Genomic DNA, 20598 nt, shown 5'->3' with positions numbered 1-20598 from the left:
AATTCTGATGTAGGTTTATATTTTGAAATAATTGAAAAAAATCAAATAATAAGTGAAACCTGAGAAATAATAATTCATGTTCAGTTACTAAAAAACATATCATACATTTGTCTCACAACAAGCAAAATAAAAAATAGTGAGTCAAAAACTACGTCAAATAATTTTCTTTTTCTTCTTTCTTGCAGGACAGCTATTGAATGCTCAAAATGCTAAGATTGACAGCTTGAAAAGAGTGCTAATTTATACTAAAGTTGATACTTCAAAAGTCAATGAGTATAATAAAATAGCCGATTTATATAAAGAAATCAACCCTGATTCGACATTGTTTTATGCTCAAAAAGCAACTAATCTAAGTTTGAAATCTGACTTTACTTTTGGACTTGCTACGGCTTATGTCAATAAAGGAAATGCTTCAATTATTTTAGGAGATTACCCAAATGCTTTAAAATATTTTAAAACTGCCCAATTAGAATTTAAAAAGGTTTTAAAGGAAGATTCAGGCAAAAAAGTAAAAAGCGGTTTGGCTCGTTCTTATGCCAGCTCGGGTGTGGTTTACTCAGAACAAAGCAATCAAATTTTAGCTTTGAAAAATTACGAAGAAGCACTGCAGTTATATCAGGAAATTGATGAACAGGCTAATGTTTCTAAAGCACTAAATAATATCGGGATTATTTATAAATCTCAGTTAAATTATCCAAAAGCACTAGAATATTTAAAGAAAGCATCTAAAATTCAAACTGAAACAGGAGAAAAAAACGCTGCTGTTACGCTTACCAATATTGGTGCGATTTACTTTGAAACGGGTCAGAATAAAAATGCGATTTTGTATTATAACAAAGCTAAAAAGCTTTTTGAGAATACAGATAATATGCGAGGATATGCACTTTTGTGTAATTATTTAGGCGATTATTATAAGAAAGAAAATGATTTAAAACTGGCTAATGAATATTATACGAAGTCATTGAATTTGTATGAAGAATTACAGAATAAATTTGGTGCTTCACTTTCCTTATACAATATCGCAGGTTTGCTTCAGGATCAAAAAAAATATAAAGAAGCAATGCCTTTTGCAGAGAAATCCCTTGCTTATGCAAAAGAAATAGGAGTGCTGGACCAGACGTATCATTCTGAAAAATTATTAAGCGAATTATACGAAGCTTTAAATGATCCGAAAGCAGCGTTAGAACATTATAAAAATTATGTTCAAGCGCGAGATAGTATTATCAATGAAACAACAAGTCAGAAATTTGCTTTGGCAGAAGTGAATTACGAATACAGAAAAAAAGAAGCTTTATTATCTGAAAAAAACAAAAGACAAATTCAGTTTGTTATTTTCTCCATTTTAGGCGCTTTACTTTTAATTGCTTTGATATTGGTAATTTATAATCGAATGCAGGTTAAACGTCAGTTGACATTGAAAAAAGAAGTTGCCGAATACGAGCAAAAAGCGCTGCACTTACAAATGAATCCGCATTTTGTATTTAATTGTTTGAGTTCAATTTCTAGTTTTATTGTTCAGAACGGAACCGATTCGGCATTGAAATATTTGTCTAAATTCTCCAAATTAATGCGTCTTACACTTGAATATTCAAAAGGTTCATTAATTCCGATTGATAAAGAAATTGAAAGCCTTCAGAATTATCTGGAATTAGAAAAACTCCGTTTTCATGACAAATTTGAATTTGAAATTAAATCAAGCGAAAGAGTCGAATTTAATATGGGATTACCGCCTTTGCTGATTCAGCCTTTTGTAGAAAATGCGATTCTTCATGGAATTGTACCTAAAGATGGAACCGGAAAAATTGAAGTTGATTTTGATGTTGAAAAAGAGCAGCTAATCTGTACGATTAAAGATGACGGAATTGGTTTATCTGAATCGAAACATTTAAAAGAAAACTCGGTTACGGCGCATAAATCAATGGCTTTGGGAATTACAAAAAAACGTTTGGAAATCATGGAATCTATAACTTCCAAATCTGCACAAATAGAAATCACCGAATTACAATCAGAAAATAAAAAAACAGGAACAAAAGTCGTTTTGCGTCTGCCTGTTCAATACATACCCTAATTTTTAATAAATGATAACAGCAGTATTAATAGAGGACGACAAACATTTGAGAACAGGTCTAAAAGCGCTTTTAGAACGTTATACAAATGATATTTTAATTGTTGGCGAAGCTGAAAGTGTAAAAACCGGAATTGCCGTGATTGAAAAATTAAGGCCTCAGGTTATTTTTCTGGATATTCATTTAACCGACGGAACTGGTTTTGATATTCTCGAAAGATTAAATAAGGTAAACGGAAAACTAAATGCTCATGTTGTATTTATCACTGCGCATGAACAATACGCTGTAAAAGCATTTAAATTTAGTGCTCTTGATTTTATCTTAAAACCTGTTGATCCGGAGGAATTGCAAGATACAATGGCAAAAATTAAAGAAGCTGTTGGAAAAAACAATTCATTCGAAAACATTGATTTACTGCTGGAAAACATCCGAAAAAAAGTAGACAATTTTAAACGAATTGCACTTTCTACCAGCGATGGAATTCATTTGTTTGAAGTTTCGGATATCATTCGCTGTGAAGCAAAAATTAATTACACGCAGTTTTTTATTAAAAATCACAAACCCATATTAATTTCTAAAACGCTTAAGGAATACGAAGAGTTACTCTCAGAACATGGGTTTGAGCGCATTCATCAATCGCATTTAATCAACTTGTCTTATCTGAAATCTTATATCAAAACAGATGGAGGTTATGTGATTATGGCTGATAATTCGAATATTCCGATTGCTCAGAGCAAAAAAGAAAAATTGCAGGAATTAATAAATGCTCTTTAACGATTTCCCCAAAAACCAAAATATCACTAATTATGAGAAAAAAATTACTACTATTTTTACTGTTTTTTACAGTAATACTAAAAGCACAGATTTTAAATTTTACCGATCCAACATTTAAAAATATGCTTGTAAATGGCGGTGCGGCAAATTTTACGGCTTATTCCGGCGGCGTTGCTGTTACGAGAATCGATACTAATTTTGATAATCAGATTCAGGTTTCTGAAGCGGCTTTAATTGACAAACTTTGGATAGAAGGAACTAATGCTAATTTGGTAACCAATATTCAGGGAATTGAAGGTTTCACGAATGTAACTGAATTGGGTTTTAACGGAATCAGCACGACTTCGATCAATTTAAGCGGAATGCCGAACTTAAAAACGATTTATGTAAAAAGCCCAACTTTGACTTCTGCAACAGTTTCAGGAATGAACGGATTAACGGGAGTTACTTTTATGGAAAACCCGTTGATGACCACTTTGACAATTTCAAATTGCTTGAGTCTTACTAATATCGTAGCGCAGCAAAATCCGGTTTTTTCTGCATTGAATTTCAGCGGTCTTTCTGCTTTGAACCAATTGTATTTAGAAGATAATGTTTTAACGGAACTCGATTTAACGGGCTGCCCAAATTTAGAATATTTCAATGCGGTAAATAATAAACTAATAACATTAAATGTTTCGGGATTAAGCAAACTGACTACTTTTTTAATAACAGATAATCCAACTTTAGAAAATATAAATGCTTCGGGATGCACGCTGCTTAATTTTCCGCAGTCTACTTTTCCTTCTAATCAGGTTTTAAAAACAGCTGATTTTTCGAATTGCTCCAGTTTACAAAATCTTCTAATTCAGGATAATTTACTGACTACTTTAAATTTATCAGGCTGCAGTTCGTTACAGGGATTAAATGTGTTTAACAATGCATTGACAAATTTAAGTCTTACAGGATGTTCGGCACTTTTGACGATTGAATGTTCTAAAAATCAATTAACCGCTTTAGATTTGAGTTCATCTCCAAATCTTACTCAACTTAGAGCAAACACAAATTCTATTTCAAATTTGAATTTGACAGGTACTGTGAATTTAAAAAATGTTTTTTTGGTTTCTAATCAAATTCCTTCGGTTGACCTTTCGGGAAATACAAATTTGGAAATTTTAGAATTGGATACTAATCCAACTGCAAATCTAAATGTTTCAGGATGTACGAAGTTAAAAGTTTTAAGCATTCAGGATGTTCCGTTAGTGACCGCCGACTTTTCAAATTGCAATGCGCTTACTGTTATTAGTAATACTAGTGAAGCATTGAATTCAATAAATGTTCAGGGATGTGCTGCGCTTGAAACACTTGTACTTGCCGGCACAGCCGTTCAAAAAGCGCCTATAACTTCATTGAATCTATCTGGATTGACTAATTTGAAACTTTTAAACTGCAGTTATAGCAACATCAATTCAGTTGATTTAACAAATTGCAGTGCGTTGATAAATGTATTTTATTCTGATATGCCTTTAGCGACAGCTGATTTCTCTGATTCGCCAAATATTACAGTTTTAAATATTACTAAAACTGGATTGCAAAATATTGATGTTTCGAATTTTTCAGCCTTTCAATCCTTGACAGCAAATGATAATCCGAATCTTAAAACGGTATTTGCAAAAAATGGGAGAGATGAAGATTTGTTTATTAATAACGGAAACTCGAATTTAATTTTTGTTTGTCAGGATGATACAGATGTAGCTGATACAAAAAGTTATTTGGTAGGTATTGGTTTACCGACAGTTGTTGTAAACTCATATTGCAGTTTTAATCCAGGCGGAAATTATAACACCATAACCGGAACAATTGCTTTTGATGTTGATAATAATGGCTGTGATGCTGCCGATTCAAAACAAGCGAATGTAAAAGTGAATTTAAACGATGGTTCTTCTCTAAGTTCAACTTTTACAGATTTAAACGGAAAATATACTTTCTTTACCGATGCCGGAAACTTTAATATAACCACAGCGGTTGAAAATCCTGCTTTCTTTACTGTTTCGCCAACAACGCCGATTGTTTCATTTGCAGATAACAACAATAATACCGCACAGCAAAACTTCTGTGTAAGCGCATTAGGAACAAACAGCGACGCTGAAATCGTGATTGCGCCTATATATCCTGCAAAACCCGGATTTATGGCCTGGTACGAGATTTTGATACGAAATAAAGGAAATCAAACGCTAAATGGTACAGCTAACTTTACCTACAATCAAAATGTATTGCATTATGGAATAGCAACGCTGGCGCCAAATGTTCAAACTCCAGGAAATCTTGGTTGGAATTACGCTAATTTACTTCCATTTGAAACTAGGAGAATTTATCTGGGATTAAATGTAAATAGTCCGGTACAGGTTCCGCCGGCAAACATTGGGGATATTTTAAACTTCACTGCTTCAATAAATCCTATTGCAGGAGATAGTAATCCGGCAGACAATCAGTTTGTTTTTAATCAGGAAATAGTGGGTTCATTTGATCCAAATGATATTACTTGTTTAGAAGGTGAGAGCGTTTCTCCTTCAACAATTGGGAATTATTTGCATTATGGAATCAATTTTGAAAATACAGGCACGGCTGAAGCCGAAAATGTGGTTGTAAAGGTTGTTATAGATCAAAGTAAATATGATATTAATTCACTTCAGTTATTAGATGCATCGCATGCAGTACATGTTGTCATAAAAGGAAATACTGCCGAATTTGTTTTTGCAAAAATTAAATTGAGTACCTCAAAAGCGCCGCCGGTTGGAGGTCATGGAAATATTTTGTTTAAGATAAAAACACTGCCTTCGCTTCAGTCAGGGGATGAGGTTGGACAAGATGCCAGTATCTATTTTGATTATAACGAAGCAGTTGATACAAATATAGCCGAAACCATTTTTAAATCATTAGGAAATAAAGATTTTGAAAAAGACAGCACGATAAATATATATCCAAATCCAACAAAAGGCGAGGTGTTTATTAATTGTGATAATACCATAAAAAGAATTGAATTGTTTGATATTCAGGGAAGAATTCTTCAATCTGTAATTGAAAACAAAAACAGTTCAAAAATTAATTTATCCAACAAATCAAACGGATTGTATTTTATCAGAGTAACTTCTGAAAAAGGAATCTCAGTTGAGAAAATAATTAAGGAATAAATTTAGGTTACAATTTTTATTCTGATTTAAAAGCCTTTCAAAGTTTGATGACTTTGAGAGGCTTTTTTATTAAATTTTGAATTTCTCAATTCGTTTAGAATATAAATTAACACCAAAAATTATTGCTCCCATAACGAATGGAACAAAGTGAGAAATTTGCCAAAAAAGATCAGTTCCAGTTTTCAATCCTTCATTTGATACTTCAAATATGCCCAATCCTATAAAGAATAAGCAGATAACAAATAAAACAAATTGAATTTTATAGTTTATCTTAATCATAGTTTTTAATTTTATAAGAAAAATCAACTAATTTAATTTGAAATGCTTTAATAAAAAAATATTTTGGGAATTGTTTATACAAGAAATTGTAATTTGTTGTTATCAGCTTTTGTGAAGTAAAAGAAATCTTGAAATTGATAAATTTCTATTTAGCTGTCCAAATTCAAAAGAACTAATTGATTCTGAATGGTTATTAATTCTTGCATCGAATTTTTTAAATCAGCCGGCATAGCATCAATTCCCTTTTGTTTGGCATAAAACTCATTTTTATCTTTGTAATGTGTAATACTCACTAAAAGGTTCTTATCTTGAAAAACAGGTAATCTTGGGAAATCATTTTCAGCCATTTCGCTTACCCAAAGTGTTATATCTTCTATTTTTAAATTTTTAAGAAAAGGAATATACGTAGTTTCAAATAGTTCAATAACCTTTTCAAGTGTGTTGTTGCAAATATAAAAATCAACAACGCTGAATGTTTTATCCGTTTTCAGCAACCCACTATTGATTTCTTTTTTTAACGGTCGCAACAAATAAACATTATCAGAGTTTATCATCATCTCGTTTGCTGCTTTGCCATATTCTTTCCAGGTTGTGCTATTGATATAAAAATCATTCAGGAATTCTAATCTTGTTTTCATATCAGTAAAACCACGAAACCAAACAAATCGGTCGTTTATGTTTTCAATTTTGAATTCTCCCAATGTGTAACCGCCTAATTCGTTCATTGGCGTAACAAATTTCGAATGAAAATAATCGCGAAACTTATTGGTCAAATTTGGTTTTAATAAATAATTCCGAATTTCTAATACTTTTATGTTTTCTGAATTTTGTTGGGTTAGATTACTCATATTGGTTTATGTATAATTAATTGCTGCCATTTTCTTCTAAAGGTCTTAACAAATAAAGTAATTTAATATCTTTATCGCAAGTACGTACATTTTAGTTCTTTAGGTTCTAAAAGTATACTATTGTTGATTATTAGTATTTTATATAATGAAATAATAATGGAGAAAAGAAATATTAAAGTATATTGCCCGGTTGATTATGCTTTTCAAAGAATAGGCGGGAAATACAAAGGAAGAATTTTGTGGTATTTAAAAGATGGTTTGATGAGATATGGTGAATTGAAAAAAGCTGTTGAAGGCATAACGCCAAAAATGCTTACCCAAACACTCAAAGAGTTAGAAGCTGATGAGCTGATTTCAAGAAAGGTTTATCCCGAAGTTCCGCCTCGTGTTGAATATACGCTTATTGAAAATGGACAAGAATTAATTCCTTTTATCAATCAAATGAGAATTTGGGGAGAAAAGCAAATGGGTTTGAATAAATGATTCAATTGTTTTTGATTTAGTTTTACTTACTGATGCGGAAATATAAAATAGTATAAAAAACAATAAAAACGCCTTTAAATAAGGCGTTTTTATTATAAATAAGTATTTATAGTGTGTATCCTAAATCTAGAACATTGTTAATGCTTTGTCAGAACCCGCTTTTATTCCTCGATTATTCATTTTCTTTACAAGTTCATTTATTTTATTTCTTTCGTTTGTAACATTAATAGGGTTCATGTCTTTGTCTAAGATTTTCCCACCTAAACGTTTCTGGCAATATTCCGCTGCACTTAACATAACTTCAAAAACATTCTTAGGATCTGCGCTTCTTGGTACAGAGAAACCAAAAATCAAATTTTGAGGATTCATGTTACCATCTTTAATTTCTTCGGGCAAAAAATATCCAGGCTCTGTTGTTGTCCATACACTAAAATATTGGTCATGGCCATAATCTGTATTGTTACTCCAATGAAATAAGTCTCCATCACCCCAGCTTAGTCCGACACTTTGAAGAGTGTCCCAAGTTTTAAGACCATCAAACTGCTTGTTACTTTGTAATACAATTATCATATTTATATTAAATTCATTATAAATACTTACAAGCTCTTTAGCTTTTTGAATAGCACTTTCTATAGATTCACTTTGTTCAAGTCTTATTTTGGTTGGATATTTTTTAATTCTTTTTTCAAGTTCAACAATATATCGTTCAAGTTTTTTGGGTGTGTATTCTGGATTTTGCTCATTAAATATTCCCTGAACATCAATTGCTACTTGTAGTTTACTATATATTTCTGGTGTTCCTCCCGCGTTAGCAAAAGTCCACTTGTTGTCTTCAGGCGAAAAACCATAAATAGTAGATTGAAAATTAGTTCTCCAATCATAGTCAAACATTTTAGAAAAGTCTTCTTTCTTAAAATTTTCACCATTTAAAGGTATTAAATTAATGATCCAATCTTTATTTGGATCTGCTTTATATTCAATACTTCCATCTTCAACAGGTATATTGTGAAATGATAGCTTTGTTGTGTCTAATATATAAGTAGCATCTTCTGATGGCTTATCAAGATTTAAATCTTTGATTCTTTCTTTACTTTGAGATTGAGTTGACATAAAATATTTATCATGTTCCGATTCTGAATTTGACTTCAGAAAAGAATAAGCGATAAACCCCACTAATAAAAGACCTGCAATAATGTAGATTGTCATTCTGTTCATTGTTTTTTTTGTTTGAGAATCTATTTCGTAACGTTGGATGTCGAAACAAAAGATGAAGACGAAGTTAAGAATTATATTAACTCTATAGTATTAAAGTAAAAGTTAGATTTAAAAATTGAAAGATCTCGATGGAATTTAAAAAATTATCATGAATACTGATTTCGCAAAAAGAAAAAATCTCGAAAGAATTTTCGAGACATAAAAAAAGCCTGAGAATCTTTTCTCAGGCTTTTCCTTTTTTTAAAGTGACCATGGAGGGATTTGAACCCTCACGCCCTTGCGAGCACCACCCCCTCAAGATGGCGAGTCTACCGTTTCTCCACATGGCCTAAATGCAAAAAAGGTCAAGTAAATTAATACTCGACCTTTTTGTGACCCGACTGGGGCTCGAACCCAGGACCCCATCATTAAAAGTGATGTGCTCTACCGACTGAGCTATCGAGTCATTGCTTTCAAGAAACTTATTTTGTTAATCACAAATTTTGTGACCCGACTGGGGCTCGAACCCAGGACCCCATCATTAAAAGTGATGTGCTCTACCGACTGAGCTATCGAGTCATATTCGTTTCTTGAATGCGGGTGCAAATATAAGGAGTTTATTTTATTAATTGCAAGCAATTTTATTATAAATTTGTCTTTTTTTAAACAAAATTTACAATCCCCTAATTTATAGTGTTTTATTAGAATGAAAAAAATCGTCTTATTAGGTTATATGGGCTGCGGAAAGTCAACAATTGCCCAAAACCTTTCAAAAATTACAAATATTCCATTTTTAGATTTAGATAAATGTATCGAAAAAAAAGCAAATTTGTCCATAAATGAGATTTTCGAACAACATGGAGAGATTTATTTTAGAAAATTAGAACACGAAATGTTTCTAGAATTGCTGCAATCTTCAGAAAACACCATTATTGGTTTAGGCGGAGGAACTCCTTGTTATGCAAATAATCATTTATTATTGCAAAGAGAGGATATTACATCTATATATTTAAAAGCTTCAATAGAGACTTTATATAATAGATTAGTTCACAATAAAAGTAAACGTCCTTTAATTGCGAATATGGATGAGGAAGAAATGAAAGAATTTATCGCAAAGCATTTATTCGACAGAAGTTTTTATTACAATCACGCACAACACAAAGTTGTGGTAGATAATAAAACCGTCGATGAAACAGTTGATGATATTTTAGAAATCTTAGCTTAGAAAGGCGTAATTGTCTCCGTTTTCATCAAAAACAACCTGAACGTGCTCTAATAAAGATGTAGATAAAGAAATTCCTTTAAAATCGGCTTTTACAGGGTATTTTTTATGATTTCGGTCTACAAGTACTGCAGTTTTGAATTTTTTAAGCGGAACGTCCAGAAAATGACGAACAGCGTAGATTAATGTTGTTCCTGAATTTAGGACATCATCAACCAGGACTAATCCTTTATTAGAATATTCTTCTGCAGTTAAAGAAGTCTGAATAGGCAGCTGCGGATTTTGTTTGTCAACTCGTACTTCGCATAGAGAAATTTTTAGAGTAGATATGTCGCTTAACACCGAAGCAATTTTTTGAGCAAAAACAGAACCGCTGGAAGCAATTCCGGCAATTACAACTTCTTCTTCGTCTACAAACGTCTCGTAAATTTGATAAGCGATACGTTTTATTTTGTGTTCGATTTCCTGATTGTTTAAGATGATGTTTTTGCTCATGATTTATTTTTTTGCTAATATAACTAATTTAAATTCCAATATAAAAAATCCAAATTCCAATTTTTATAAAGGAAATTCCAAATTTTTTAAATCCCAAATTCCAATGTTGAGCTTTTGATTTTAGAGTGTTTGGGATTTGCAATTTGAATTTTTGTGTTTTTATAAAGTTTTGGAATTTAAAAATTGAAATTTACTCCGTTTCTTCTTCATCAATAAAATCGCTTCCATAATCGTCAATATCTCTTCGGTCTTTTTTAGTCGGTCTTCCGGTTCCGGCTTTACGATAATGTTCTTTGGAGAGTTTTAATAACTCTAAATGTTCGTAAGCTTCTGCAGGGGTTTCATTCTTACGGTAAATGTCAACAAGTTTAGCTCCCACACGACTTTCCGGAATATCGAGTACGGTTATAATTTGTGTAATTTGATCTTTTCTAAAAGTAATTCTATCAGTAGGAAAAACTTCTTTAGATGGTTTTGCAACTTGCCCATTTACCGTAACATGGTTCTTTTTACAAGCCTCAGTTACCATGTTTCTGGTCTTATAATAACGCACGCACCATAAGTATTTATCTATTCTCATAATTTTTCTAAAATCCAAGTTAAATTCTTTACAAAAATAAATCAATATTGTATCTTGCGCACCTAAAAAATTAACAATAATGAATAAATTTAAATATTATTTTATTTTATTAATTGCAGTTATAGCTGTAGTTTCTTGTAGTAAAGACCATGATGATCCGGAAACAGTTCCTTTGAGAGATTATAAAGAACAATATAAAGCTGACAACGATTCTATTGTTAAATATTTAAATACTCATTATATAAAAGAAGTAACGGCTAATTTTGATATAACGATTGAAAAAATTCCGGCAGGAGGAACACAAACTTCAATCATGAATCAAACAGTATATCCTTTACTATCCAGAGATGTTTATAATCACGATGTTACTTATAAAGTGTATTACTTATCTTTAAATAAAGGTAGTGGAGATTCTCCAACAAATACGGACAAAGTTTTTGCTTCCTATACAGGAAGTTTGCTAGACGGGACTGTATTTGATTCTTCTTATGGTGTAGGAAGAAGTTTTGAATTGTATTTGTATGCAGCACAATCTGTAATTGATGGATGGGGCGAAATTTTCCCTCAGTTTAAAACAGGTACACCTAGCGCTCCGGGTCCTGATGGTACAATAACATATACAGATTTTGGTGCGGGAGTAATGTTTTTACCTTCCGGATTAGGATATTATGGTTCAGGACAAGATGCTATTCCGGCTTATTCACCTTTAGTGTTTAGTTTTAAATTGTTCAGCCTTCAAAGATTAGATCATGATTTTGATGGTGTTTTTGATTATCAGGAAGATTTAAATGGAGATGGGTATATTTATGATTTTAGAGATACTGCAAGATATCCAACTCCGCCGGCAACAATGGTGGCAGATGATACAGACAAAGATGGTGTTCCGGATTGTGTAGATACTGATGATGATGGAGATGGTTATTCTACTTACTACGAAATTACAAAACCAACAAACCATATTGGCTGGGTAGATGGAGTATTTAATGGTTCAAGTACGTATTATCCTTTTGATCCTGTTGTAGACAATCCAAGTACGCCAAATACAGACGAAACGGAGCCAAGAGGAATTCCTAGAAGACCAACTGGTCCTCTTAAAACTGAAGGGCAGCCAGAATCAATTGATAATCCTAAAAGTTTTTTACCAGCAGATTATACAGCTGCAGGAAGATTAAGAATTCATTTGGATAAATCGTATCCTTATCAAAAGAAATAATAAAATATAAGACATAAAAAAACCTCGAAATCACTTTCGAGGTTTTTTATTTTTATAAAGTAAGAAAACTAAAAATTATTTTCTTTTAATAACTCTTTCTACAGCTTCAACAATTGCTTGATTGTTTAATTTGTATTTTTCCATTAATTGCTCTGGAGTTCCAGATTCACCAAAACTATCTTGTACTGCTACAAATTCTTGCGGAGTTGGATTGTTTAAAGCTAATACTCCAGAAACGCTTTCTCCTAAACCTCCAAGGTAGTTGTGCTCTTCAGCAGTAACCACGCATCTTGTTTTAGCAACCGATTTAAGGATAGCTTCTTCGTCAAGTGGTTTAATAGTATGAATGTTGATTACTTCAGCAGAAATTCCTTTTGCTTCAAGAGCTTCAGCAGCAATAAGAGCTTCCCAAACCAAGTGCCCTGTTGCAATAATAGTAACATCAGTTCCTTCGTTTAATAAAATTGCTTTTCCAATTACGAATGGTTCGTCAGCAGGAGTGAAGTTAGGCACAACCGGACGACCGAAACGTAAATAAGCAGGACCATGATGATCTGCTAATGCTAATGTTGCAGCTTTAGTTTGATTGTAATCGCAAGTATTGATTACAGTCATTCCCGGTAACATTTTCATTAATCCAATATCTTCTAAGATTTGGTGCGTTGCACCATCTTCTCCTAATGTTAAACCAGCGTGAGAAGCACAGATTTTTACGTTTTTGTCTGAATAAGCAACAGATTGACGAATTTGGTCGTAAACTCTTCCTGTTGAAAAGTTAGCGAAAGTTCCAGTAAATGGAATTTTTCCTCCAATTGTTAAACCTGCAGCGATACCAATCATGTTTGCTTCTGCAATACCAATTTGGAAAAAACGCTCCGGGTGATTTTTCTTGAAATCGTCAAATTTTAATGATCCAATTAAATCTGCACAAAGTGCTACTACATTTTCATTTTTTTGACCTAGTTCAGTCATTCCCGCTCCAAAACCAGAACGAGTATCTTTACTTCCTGTATTTTCGTATTTTTTCATTTTATATTTTGCTGTACGCAATAGGCTGTAGGCAATAGGCATAAAGCATACTGCTTAAAGCTTAAAGCTGGTTTTTAATAGTCTGCTAAAGTTGAGATGTTTTGACCTAAAGCACCTGCTAACTGGTCGTTGTTTGGTGCTTTACCATGCCATGCATGAGTATGCATCATAAAATCAACACCATTACCCATTTCAGTATGTAGTAAAATGCAAACTGGTTTACCTTTTCCTGTTCTTGATTTTGCATCATTTAAACCTGCAAGAATTGCATCAATGTCGTTTCCTTTTTCGATATCGAGAACATCCCAGCCAAAAGCTTCAAATTTAGCACGGATACTTCCCATTGGTAAAACTTCGTCAGTTGTACCATCAATTTGTTTTCCGTTAAGGTCAATTGTCGAAATTATGTTGTCTACTTTTTTAGCAGAAGCATACATGATAGCTTCCCAGTTTTGACCTTCTTGTAATTCTCCGTCTCCGTGTAAAGAATAAATTAAATGATTGTCTCCATTTAATTTTTTAGCTTGAGCTGCTCCAAGAGCTACAGATAAACCTTGTCCTAACGAACCAGAAGCTATACGAACTCCAGGTAACCCTTCGTGAGTTGTAGGGTGTCCTTGTAAACGTGAGTTTAATAATCTGAAAGTTGCAAGTTCTGAAACAGGGAAATAACCGCTACGTGCTAATACGCTATAAAAAACTGGAGAAATATGCCCATTAGAAAGGAAGAAAAGATCTTCTCCAATTCCGTTCATATCAAAACCTTCTTTGCGGTCCATAATATTTTGGTATAGTGTAACCAAAAATTCAGTACAACCTAGTGATCCACCTGGGTGGCCAGAGTTTACAGCATGTACCATTCTAAGAATATCTCTTCTTACTTGGATCGTTAAATCGCTTAATTGTTGTGTGTTAGGCTTCATTTTATATGTAAAAGTTAAACTGTTGCAAAAGTAATCGTTATTTTGCGGGGAGACAAATGATTTTCTGCTTTAGTTTATCACAATTGTTAAATTCTGTTTCTTTTTTTATTAATCTTAAAAAAAAAGCCAATTTGGTTTAGAATTTTTAAATTCCACATTTTAGATGTTATGATTTCCAGTAATTTGCTAAACAAAAAAAGCCCCTTAAGGAGCTTTTGGAATAATCGAACGATATAAAGCTAATTATTATCGCCCTCGCTGTAGAAATTATTTTCTTCGTCTTCTGAACCTATTTCTTCCTGATCATCATCAAGTTCAGAACCCGGAACATCAAGATCATTTCCAAGTTTATCACTATTTTGTTTCCATTCATGATTGTCCTGATTAATGATTCTTTCGCCAGAAATGCCTTCCGGGTCAATATCTTCTAATTTATCTTCCTGATTGTAAATATCTTCATTTGCCGGATAATCCAGGTTTTCCAGATTTCTTTCAATTTGTTCATCCCTGATTTGATCTAATTTTTCTTCTGAGTTTATCATGATTTCTTTATTTTAATATTTTTTATAAAGTTATGAAATCAATGATTTTTGCTTCTTATACTTTTAATAACAGGATATTGTAATATTCACATTAAAATAGAAAATTATCTCATTGTCTAAATTGACAAATCATCTAATTGTCCAATCTCTTTCCAGGTAATTAATTGAATTCCGTTTTCTTTTAATTTCGTTTTGCATTCATCGCTTGTAAAATAATCAAAATCAATTTGACGCCATTCTGAACCAAAATTGGGATGATTTACAGTAATCCCCTGCATTTCAAAATCATCAAAAGCAGGATGAAGCAGGAAAACATTAAATCCTGTAGTAATACTGTCTAAAGCTTTTTCGTAAGATTTTTTAAGTTCTCCTTTTTCGAAATCATTATAATATCCAATTAAAAGATTGTCTGCTAAAAGAGTATTCTCAAAATCATATTTTTCATCAGATAAACTAATGGATTCTACAAAATCTTTATTGATGAAAACAGGTAAATTGTATGTTTTTCCGAGTTCTTTATAAATATCTAAAATTTCTGGAGTTACGCCAACACTGCACATATGCGAGTCAAGATGTGTAGGCTGAATACCAAATTGCAAAGCTTTTTCAATTTGGGCGATTAGTTCTTTTTTGATTTCAGAAGGTTTTGCATTTTCTTTAAAATCCTTTCTGGTTTTATAAAAATAACCGTTTTGATCGACTAAACCCGGAACTTCAGAAACTGGAAGAACAGGTCCGAATTTATAATTTTCCCATTCGCAAGTTAATGTCAAATGTATTCCGCAATCATAATTTGGATTGCTTTTCGCAAATACTGCCATTTCATAAAACCACGGGCAAGGTACCATTATACTATATGAGTTTACAGATCCGTTTTGAAGTGCTTTAATCGTTGCCTGATTTTCGGAATGTGATAATCCGGCATCATCCGCATGAATGATTAATAGTTTTGAGTTTTCAGGATATCCAAGTTTTTGAGCTAAATTCATTTTATTTTGTTTGAGTTAATGGCACACGGGTTTTCATGGCTTTAAACAGGTTTTGTTTTTTGTTTGATGGCTCTGCTTTGTGAGCGCTTCGACTTTCCTCAGCCTGACAATGTTGAATTTTTTGTTCTTCAAAGAATTTTTAATACTATTCAAATTTAAAAATTTCTCGTGTAACGGTCACGTCTTTTTTGCGTTAGGGATAGAAGCGACATCCTTTTGTGACAAATGTTTGGGCTTAATTAACAATGAGTTTTTCTGGAACAAAAGATATAGCGGATAGCCCGACCGAAGGGAACGCCCAATAGAAGTTAAATGTTATACATAATGTGGTTAGAAGTTTTGTTTTTGAATTAACTCAATTTTATAATGGACAAATTATCTAATTAATTAAATTTCCCTGAAATTAACTTATCTTTGCCGACTGAAAAAAGAAACACATGAAGTTTGATTTATTACAAAAAGATCCGCAGTCTAAAGCAAGAGCGGGAAGTATAACTACTGATCACGGCGTAATCGAAACGCCTATTTTTATGCCTGTTGGAACAGTGGCTTCGGTAAAAGGAGTGCATCAGCGTGAATTAAAAGACGATATAAATCCGGATATTATTCTGGGAAATACGTACCATTTATATTTACGTCCGCAGACAGAAATTCTTGAAAAAGCAGGAGGATTGCATAAATTCATGAATTGGGATCGTAATATTTTGACAGATTCGGGTGGATATCAGGTTTATTCTCTTTCTTCAAACAGAAAAATTAAAGAAGAAGGAGTGAAGTTTAAATCGCATATTGACGGTTCTTACCACTTTTTTACTCCGGAAAATGTAATGGAAATTCAGCGTACTATTGGAGCCGATATTATTATGGCTTTTGACGAATGTACGCCTTATCCTTGCGATTACAGATACGCACAAAGATCAATGCACATGACACACCGCTGGCTGGACCGCTGTATTAATCATTTAGAAAAAGTTCCTTATAAATACGGTTACGAGCAGACCTTTTTTCCAATTGTTCAGGGAAGTACTTATAAAGATTTGCGTCGTCAGTCAGCCGAATATATTGCTAATTCTGGGCAACAGGGAAATGCAATTGGAGGATTATCAGTAGGAGAACCTGCAGAAGAAATGTATGCAATGACCGAAGTTGTCTGCGAGATTCTTCCGGAAGATAAACCTCGTTATTTAATGGGAGTAGGAACTCCTATTAATATATTAGAAAACATTGCATTAGGAATAGATATGTTTGACTGTGTTATGCCAACACGTAATGCAAGAAACGGTATGTTGTTTACGGCAAACGGAACAATCAATATCAAAAACAAAAAGTGGGAAGCTGATTTTTCTCCTATTGATGAAATGGGGCATACTTTTGTAGATACAGAATACACAAAAGCATATTTACGCCACTTATTTGCCGCTAACGAATATTTAGGAAAACAAATTGCCACAATTCATAATCTTGGTTTCTATATGTGGTTGGTTCGTGAAGCTAGAAAACATATCTTAGCAGGCGATTTTAGACCATGGAAAGAAATGATGGTTAAAAATATGAGTCAAAGACTTTAAAAAAAAAGAGTTTCAAGTTTCAGGTTTCATGTTTCACGTTCTACAGAACTTGAAACATGACCCGAGGCAACGCCGAATTGGCGAAGCAAACCTGAAACAACAAAAACAAAAACTATATGCTGTCAATAATAGATAAATACATCTTAAAAAGATATCTCGGAACTTTCTCTGTGATGCTGCTTTTGTTTGCGCCAATTGGAATCGTAATTGACGTTTCTGAAAAAGTAAATAAGATGCTCGAAAACAAGATTCCATTTATGGATATCGCGTTCTATTATTACAATTTTACGATCTATTTTATAAACTCTTTATTTCCGATATTTTTGTTTTTATCGGTAATCTGGTTTACTTCAAAACTGGCAAATAATACAGAGATTATTGCAATTTTAAGTTCAGGAATTTCATTTACGCGCTTCTTACGTCCTTATATCATAGGTGCAACAATCGTTTCGATTTTCGTTTTGCTGATGGGATTTTTTATTGTTCCGGCTGCAAGTGAAGGGTATAATAATTTTAGGTATACTTATTTGAAAGGAAATGGAAAGGAACTCATGCGGGGTGAAAACACCAATGTTTACAGACAGATCAATGATCATGATTTTATTTTTGTAAACAGTTTTAATGAAGAGTCTAAAACAGCGTTTAATTTTACGTTAGAGCATTTTGAAAAAGATAAACTAACGTATAAAATTACAGCAAGCCGTATTAAATGGGACCCGAAATTAAAAACCTATATTTTGTATGATTATACAAAAAGAACTCTAGCTGATTTAAATGATGTAATTGAAAAAGAACCTGAGAAAAAAATAAAATTTAAGTTTGAACTTGCTGATTTAACGCCTGTTGTTTATATAGCAGAAACATTGACTTTAGGCAAATTAATTGATTTTATTGAGAAAGAAAGAAAAAGAGGTTCAGGAAACATCAATACCTATTTAGTAGTTCTTTATAAAAAATACAGTATTCCGGTTTCTGCCTTTATCCTGACTATTATTGCAGTATCCGTTTCTGCAATGAAACGCCGCGGTGGTATGGGAATGAATTTAGCAATTGGAATCGCAATTGCGTTTTCATTTGTATTCTTTGATAAAATATTTGGTACTCTTGCCGAAAAATCTACTTTTTCACCTTTATTAGCTGTTTGGTTCCCCAATATTGTTTTTGGAATTTTGGCAGTTTACTTATTACGTAATGCGAAACGATAATTTAAAAAGTTACTTAAACCTTCATTTAATTGTTTTTATTTGGGGATTTACCGCTATTCTTGGAGCTTTAATTACAATTGATGCCGAAAATTTAGTGTGGTTTAGAATGTTGATTGCCGGAATTTTTCTTGGTGGATTTATTCTTTATAAAAAGCAGTCTTTTAAAATATCAGCACAATCTTTTGCTAAATTAATTTTCGTTGGGTTATTAATTGCACTCCATTGGATTTTCTTTTTTAAAGCCATTCACGTATCAAATGTTTCTATAACATTGTCGATTTTTTCGCTTGGCGCTTTTTTTGCGTCTTTATTAGAACCGCTTTTTTACGGAAGAAAGATTTTATGGTACGAAGTTTTCTTCGGATTAATCATTATTGCCGGACTAGGATTGATATTACAGGTTGAAATTAAATATCTCACAGGAGTTTATTATGCCTTAATTTCGATAATTCTTGGGGTTTTATTTACGCTGATGAATGGAAAATTAATCTCAGATCACGAACCTTCAGTTATTACATTTTATGAATTTGGTGCAGGCGTTTTCTTTATCTCCATTTATTTTTTAGTGATAGGAAAATTCAATGCAGACTTTTTTGTAATGTCATTAAATAACTGGATTTTGCTGTTAATTTTGGCTTCTGTCTGCACGGCTTATGCCTTCACCGCTTCGGTAAAAGTAATGCAGCGTTTAACCCCTTACACTGTAATGTTAACCACTAATTTAGAGCCGGTTTACGGTATTCTTTTGGCTTATTTTATCTTGGGTGGAAAGGAAAAAATGAGCACCGAATTTTACATAGGGGCTGTAATAATTGTTATTACAGTTATCTTAAATGGTGTTTTTAAACATTATAAGAATAAAGAAAAAGTGTAGTATTTGCCTTATTTTTAAATTACATTTTTACATTTTAAACACGAAATAATCACACGAATAGTATAATATTTTTATATTTGCGATTCGATTTAAAAACAAAATTCAAAAATCCATGGAATATTTAGATTTTGAGCTTCCAATAAAAGAACTTGAAGAACAGTTAGAAAAGTGTGTTATAATTGGAAAAGAATCTGACGTTGATGTTACGCCAACATGTAAAGAAATCAACAAGAAATTAGTAGAGACTAAAAAAGAAATATACAAAAACCTTACGGCTTGGCAGCGTGTACAATTGTCAAGACATCCAAATAGACCTTATACTTTAGACTATATCAGAGCAATTTGCGGTGATACATTCTTAGAACTTCATGGAGACAGAGGTTTTAAAGATGATAAAGCAATGGTTGGTGGTCTTGGTAAAGTAAACGGGCAATCGTTTATGATCGTTGGTCAGCAAAAAGGTTTTAATACAAAAACACGTCAATACCGTAATTTTGGTATGGCAAATCCGGAAGGATACCGTAAAGCTTTACGTTTGATGAAAATGGCAGAGAAATTCGGAATCCCGGTTTTAACTTTAGTAGATACTCCGGGTGCATATCCGGGACTTGAAGCGGAAGAAAGAGGACAAGGAGAAGCTATTGCAAGAAACATTTTCGAAATGGTTCGTTTACAAGTGCCAATCATTACTATTATTGTAGGTGAAGGTGCTTCTGGAGGAGCTTTAGGAATAGGTGTTGGAGATAAAGTTTATATGTTAGAGAATACTTGGTATTCTGTAATTTCTCCAGAATCATGTTCGTCTATTTTATGGAAAAGCTGGGAGTACAAAGAACGTGCTGCAGATGCTTTAAAATTGACTTCTTCTGACATGAAAAAACAAAAATTAGTTGATGATGTAATTCCTGAACCACTAGGCGGAGCGCACTACGACCGCGAAACTACTTTTAAAACAGTGGCAGAATACATTACCAAAGGATATAACGAATTGAAAGACTTATCAACAGCCGAGCTAATTGCCCAAAGAATGGACAAATACAGCAACATGGGCGAGTATAAAGAGTAAATTCATATAATATGATTAAAAATCCGAAGCCCTGCGGTTTCGGATTTTTTTTTGGTTATCAACAAATCAAGATTATTT

19 protein-coding genes and 3 tRNA genes are annotated in these 20598 nt (G+C 32.8%); 10 read left to right on the top strand and 12 right to left on the bottom strand.

The genetic code is table 11. The features are described 5' to 3' along the window. Window positions 1–136 precede the first annotated feature (136 nt). Genes NLJ00_RS00315 through NLJ00_RS00305 form a run of 3 tightly spaced genes read left to right on the top strand, consistent with a single transcriptional unit; the run spans window position 137 to window position 6010 of the window. On the top strand, window positions 137–2068 hold the full coding sequence (locus tag NLJ00_RS00315) for a tetratricopeptide repeat-containing sensor histidine kinase (protein WP_256635862.1): 1932 nt from the start codon (window positions 137–139) through the stop codon (window positions 2066–2068). A gap of 10 nt (window positions 2069–2078) precedes the next feature. Continuing rightward, on the top strand, window positions 2079–2840 hold the full coding sequence (locus NLJ00_RS00310; RefSeq protein ID WP_053474285.1) for a LytR/AlgR family response regulator transcription factor: 762 nt from the start codon (window positions 2079–2081) through the stop codon (window positions 2838–2840). Window positions 2841–2872: 32 nt separating this feature from the next. Beyond that, the gene (locus tag NLJ00_RS00305; protein ID WP_256635861.1) at window positions 2873–6010 is read left to right on the top strand and encodes a DUF7619 domain-containing protein; all 3138 of its coding nucleotides are present in this window, start codon (window positions 2873–2875) and stop codon (window positions 6008–6010) included. Between the two features lie 69 nt (window positions 6011–6079). On the opposite strand, the gene NLJ00_RS00300 is transcribed toward NLJ00_RS00305, so the two are convergent. Continuing rightward, a complete protein-coding gene (locus NLJ00_RS00300) occupies window positions 6080–6289 on the bottom strand; it encodes a hypothetical protein (RefSeq protein ID WP_053474283.1) in 210 nt (69 codons plus the stop codon). A gap of 149 nt (window positions 6290–6438) precedes the next feature. Continuing rightward, entirely contained in the window at window positions 6439–7137 is a 699-nt protein-coding gene (locus tag NLJ00_RS00295; RefSeq protein WP_256635860.1) for a hypothetical protein, read from the bottom strand. A 156-nt stretch (window positions 7138–7293) separates the two neighbouring features. On the opposite strand from NLJ00_RS00295, the gene NLJ00_RS00290 reads away from it, so the two are divergent. Continuing rightward, window positions 7294–7620, top strand: coding sequence for a winged helix-turn-helix transcriptional regulator (locus tag NLJ00_RS00290; protein ID WP_180859828.1), 327 nt, complete (start codon window positions 7294–7296; stop codon window positions 7618–7620). A gap of 126 nt (window positions 7621–7746) precedes the next feature. On the opposite strand, the gene NLJ00_RS00285 is transcribed toward NLJ00_RS00290, so the two are convergent. The 4 genes from NLJ00_RS00285 to NLJ00_RS00270 all read right to left on the bottom strand — a co-directional run bounded on the left by NLJ00_RS00285 (window position 7747) and on the right by NLJ00_RS00270 (window position 9393). After that, window positions 7747–8826, bottom strand: coding sequence for a cell division protein ZipA C-terminal FtsZ-binding domain-containing protein (locus NLJ00_RS00285; protein WP_256635859.1), 1080 nt, complete (start codon window positions 8824–8826; stop codon window positions 7747–7749). Between the two features lie 255 nt (window positions 8827–9081). Next, window positions 9082–9164: transfer RNA gene (locus tag NLJ00_RS00280), tRNA-Leu, on the bottom strand. Between the two features lie 43 nt (window positions 9165–9207). Next, a tRNA-Lys gene (locus tag NLJ00_RS00275) sits at window positions 9208–9280 on the bottom strand. 40 nt (window positions 9281–9320) lie between these two features. Further along, a tRNA-Lys gene (locus tag NLJ00_RS00270) sits at window positions 9321–9393 on the bottom strand. 127 nt (window positions 9394–9520) lie between these two features. Here NLJ00_RS00270 and NLJ00_RS00265 point away from each other — a divergent pair. Continuing rightward, a complete protein-coding gene (locus NLJ00_RS00265; RefSeq protein ID WP_256635858.1) occupies window positions 9521–10039 on the top strand; it encodes a shikimate kinase in 519 nt (172 codons plus the stop codon). Here NLJ00_RS00265 and NLJ00_RS00260 read toward each other — a convergent pair. Further along, the gene (locus NLJ00_RS00260) at window positions 10031–10531 is read right to left on the bottom strand and encodes a phosphoribosyltransferase domain-containing protein (RefSeq protein WP_256635857.1); all 501 of its coding nucleotides are present in this window, start codon (window positions 10529–10531) and stop codon (window positions 10031–10033) included. The genes NLJ00_RS00265 and NLJ00_RS00260 overlap by 9 nt on opposite strands. A 190-nt stretch (window positions 10532–10721) precedes the next feature. After that, window positions 10722–11111 carry an RNA-binding S4 domain-containing protein gene (locus tag NLJ00_RS00255; protein ID WP_053474277.1) on the bottom strand — a complete coding sequence of 130 codons (390 nt, stop codon included), beginning with the start codon at window positions 11109–11111 and terminating at the stop codon, window positions 10722–10724. Window positions 11112–11190: 79 nt separating this feature from the next. On the opposite strand from NLJ00_RS00255, the gene NLJ00_RS00250 reads away from it, so the two are divergent. After that, window positions 11191–12324 (top strand): FKBP-type peptidyl-prolyl cis-trans isomerase, encoded by a 1134-nt coding sequence (locus NLJ00_RS00250; protein ID WP_256635856.1) that lies wholly within the window; start codon window positions 11191–11193, stop codon window positions 12322–12324. Window positions 12325–12399: 75 nt separating this feature from the next. Here the strand turns inward: NLJ00_RS00250 and NLJ00_RS00245 are convergent, their stop codons facing one another. The 4 genes from NLJ00_RS00245 to NLJ00_RS00230 form a co-directional block, all read right to left on the bottom strand. Continuing rightward, complete coding sequence (locus NLJ00_RS00245; RefSeq protein WP_256635855.1) at window positions 12400–13353, bottom strand: transketolase family protein; 954 nt, start codon at window positions 13351–13353, stop codon at window positions 12400–12402. 74 nt (window positions 13354–13427) lie between these two features. After that, complete coding sequence (locus NLJ00_RS00240) at window positions 13428–14276, bottom strand: transketolase (protein ID WP_053474275.1); 849 nt, start codon at window positions 14274–14276, stop codon at window positions 13428–13430. A 239-nt stretch (window positions 14277–14515) separates the two neighbouring features. Next, complete coding sequence (locus NLJ00_RS00235; protein WP_180859822.1) at window positions 14516–14818, bottom strand: hypothetical protein; 303 nt, start codon at window positions 14816–14818, stop codon at window positions 14516–14518. Window positions 14819–14934: 116 nt separating this feature from the next. Further along, window positions 14935–15807 (bottom strand): polysaccharide deacetylase family protein, encoded by an 873-nt coding sequence (locus NLJ00_RS00230; protein WP_256635854.1) that lies wholly within the window; start codon window positions 15805–15807, stop codon window positions 14935–14937. A 437-nt stretch (window positions 15808–16244) separates the two neighbouring features. On the opposite strand from NLJ00_RS00230, the gene tgt reads away from it, so the two are divergent. From tgt to NLJ00_RS00210, 4 genes are all read left to right on the top strand, one after another. Beyond that, a complete protein-coding gene (gene tgt, locus NLJ00_RS00225) occupies window positions 16245–17375 on the top strand; it encodes a tRNA guanosine(34) transglycosylase Tgt (protein ID WP_035649585.1) in 1131 nt (376 codons plus the stop codon). A gap of 116 nt (window positions 17376–17491) precedes the next feature. Then, the gene (locus tag NLJ00_RS00220; protein WP_056201516.1) at window positions 17492–18580 is read left to right on the top strand and encodes an LptF/LptG family permease; all 1089 of its coding nucleotides are present in this window, start codon (window positions 17492–17494) and stop codon (window positions 18578–18580) included. Then, the gene (locus NLJ00_RS00215; RefSeq protein WP_256635853.1) at window positions 18567–19454 is read left to right on the top strand and encodes a DMT family transporter; all 888 of its coding nucleotides are present in this window, start codon (window positions 18567–18569) and stop codon (window positions 19452–19454) included. The genes NLJ00_RS00220 and NLJ00_RS00215 overlap by 14 nt, the downstream gene beginning before the upstream one ends. Before the next feature lie 112 nt (window positions 19455–19566). Then, the gene (locus tag NLJ00_RS00210; RefSeq protein WP_256635852.1) at window positions 19567–20520 is read left to right on the top strand and encodes an acetyl-CoA carboxylase carboxyltransferase subunit alpha; all 954 of its coding nucleotides are present in this window, start codon (window positions 19567–19569) and stop codon (window positions 20518–20520) included. The last annotated feature ends 78 nt before the right edge of the window (window positions 20521–20598 follow it).

Source organism: Flavobacterium panici (assembly GCF_024499525.1).
Taxonomy (GTDB): domain Bacteria; phylum Bacteroidota; class Bacteroidia; order Flavobacteriales; family Flavobacteriaceae; genus Flavobacterium; species Flavobacterium panici.
The sequence above is the reverse complement of the archived record's forward strand: the minus strand, read 5'-3'. Positions and strand labels throughout refer to the sequence as shown.

Bases quoted from the DNA above. Each gene is read 5' to 3' on its own strand.
- NLJ00_RS00305 (WP_256635861.1), top strand. From the start codon at position 2,873: ATGAGAAAAAAATTACTACTATTTTTACTGTTTTTTACAGTAATACTA.
- NLJ00_RS00300 (WP_053474283.1), bottom strand. From the start codon at position 6,289: ATGATTAAGATAAACTATAAAATTCAATTTGTTTTATTTGTTATCTGC.
- NLJ00_RS00290 (WP_180859828.1), top strand. From the start codon at position 7,294: ATGGAGAAAAGAAATATTAAAGTATATTGCCCGGTTGATTATGCTTTT.
- NLJ00_RS00210 (WP_256635852.1), top strand. From the start codon at position 19,567: ATGGAATATTTAGATTTTGAGCTTCCAATAAAAGAACTTGAAGAACAG.
- NLJ00_RS00245 (WP_256635855.1), bottom strand. From the start codon at position 13,353: ATGAAAAAATACGAAAATACAGGAAGTAAAGATACTCGTTCTGGTTTT.
- NLJ00_RS00220 (WP_056201516.1), top strand. From the start codon at position 17,492: ATGCTGTCAATAATAGATAAATACATCTTAAAAAGATATCTCGGAACT.
- NLJ00_RS00215 (WP_256635853.1), top strand. From the start codon at position 18,567: ATGCGAAACGATAATTTAAAAAGTTACTTAAACCTTCATTTAATTGTT.
- NLJ00_RS00250 (WP_256635856.1), top strand. From the start codon at position 11,191: ATGAATAAATTTAAATATTATTTTATTTTATTAATTGCAGTTATAGCT.
- NLJ00_RS00240 (WP_053474275.1), bottom strand. From the start codon at position 14,276: ATGAAGCCTAACACACAACAATTAAGCGATTTAACGATCCAAGTAAGA.
- NLJ00_RS00255 (WP_053474277.1), bottom strand. From the start codon at position 11,111: ATGAGAATAGATAAATACTTATGGTGCGTGCGTTATTATAAGACCAGA.
- NLJ00_RS00230 (WP_256635854.1), bottom strand. From the start codon at position 15,807: ATGAATTTAGCTCAAAAACTTGGATATCCTGAAAACTCAAAACTATTA.
- NLJ00_RS00285 (WP_256635859.1), bottom strand. From the start codon at position 8,826: ATGACAATCTACATTATTGCAGGTCTTTTATTAGTGGGGTTTATCGCT.
- NLJ00_RS00265 (WP_256635858.1), top strand. From the start codon at position 9,521: ATGAAAAAAATCGTCTTATTAGGTTATATGGGCTGCGGAAAGTCAACA.
- NLJ00_RS00260 (WP_256635857.1), bottom strand. From the start codon at position 10,531: ATGAGCAAAAACATCATCTTAAACAATCAGGAAATCGAACACAAAATA.
- NLJ00_RS00235 (WP_180859822.1), bottom strand. From the start codon at position 14,818: ATGATAAACTCAGAAGAAAAATTAGATCAAATCAGGGATGAACAAATT.
- NLJ00_RS00295 (WP_256635860.1), bottom strand. From the start codon at position 7,137: ATGAGTAATCTAACCCAACAAAATTCAGAAAACATAAAAGTATTAGAA.
- NLJ00_RS00310 (WP_053474285.1), top strand. From the start codon at position 2,079: ATGATAACAGCAGTATTAATAGAGGACGACAAACATTTGAGAACAGGT.
- tgt (WP_035649585.1), top strand. From the start codon at position 16,245: ATGAAGTTTGATTTATTACAAAAAGATCCGCAGTCTAAAGCAAGAGCG.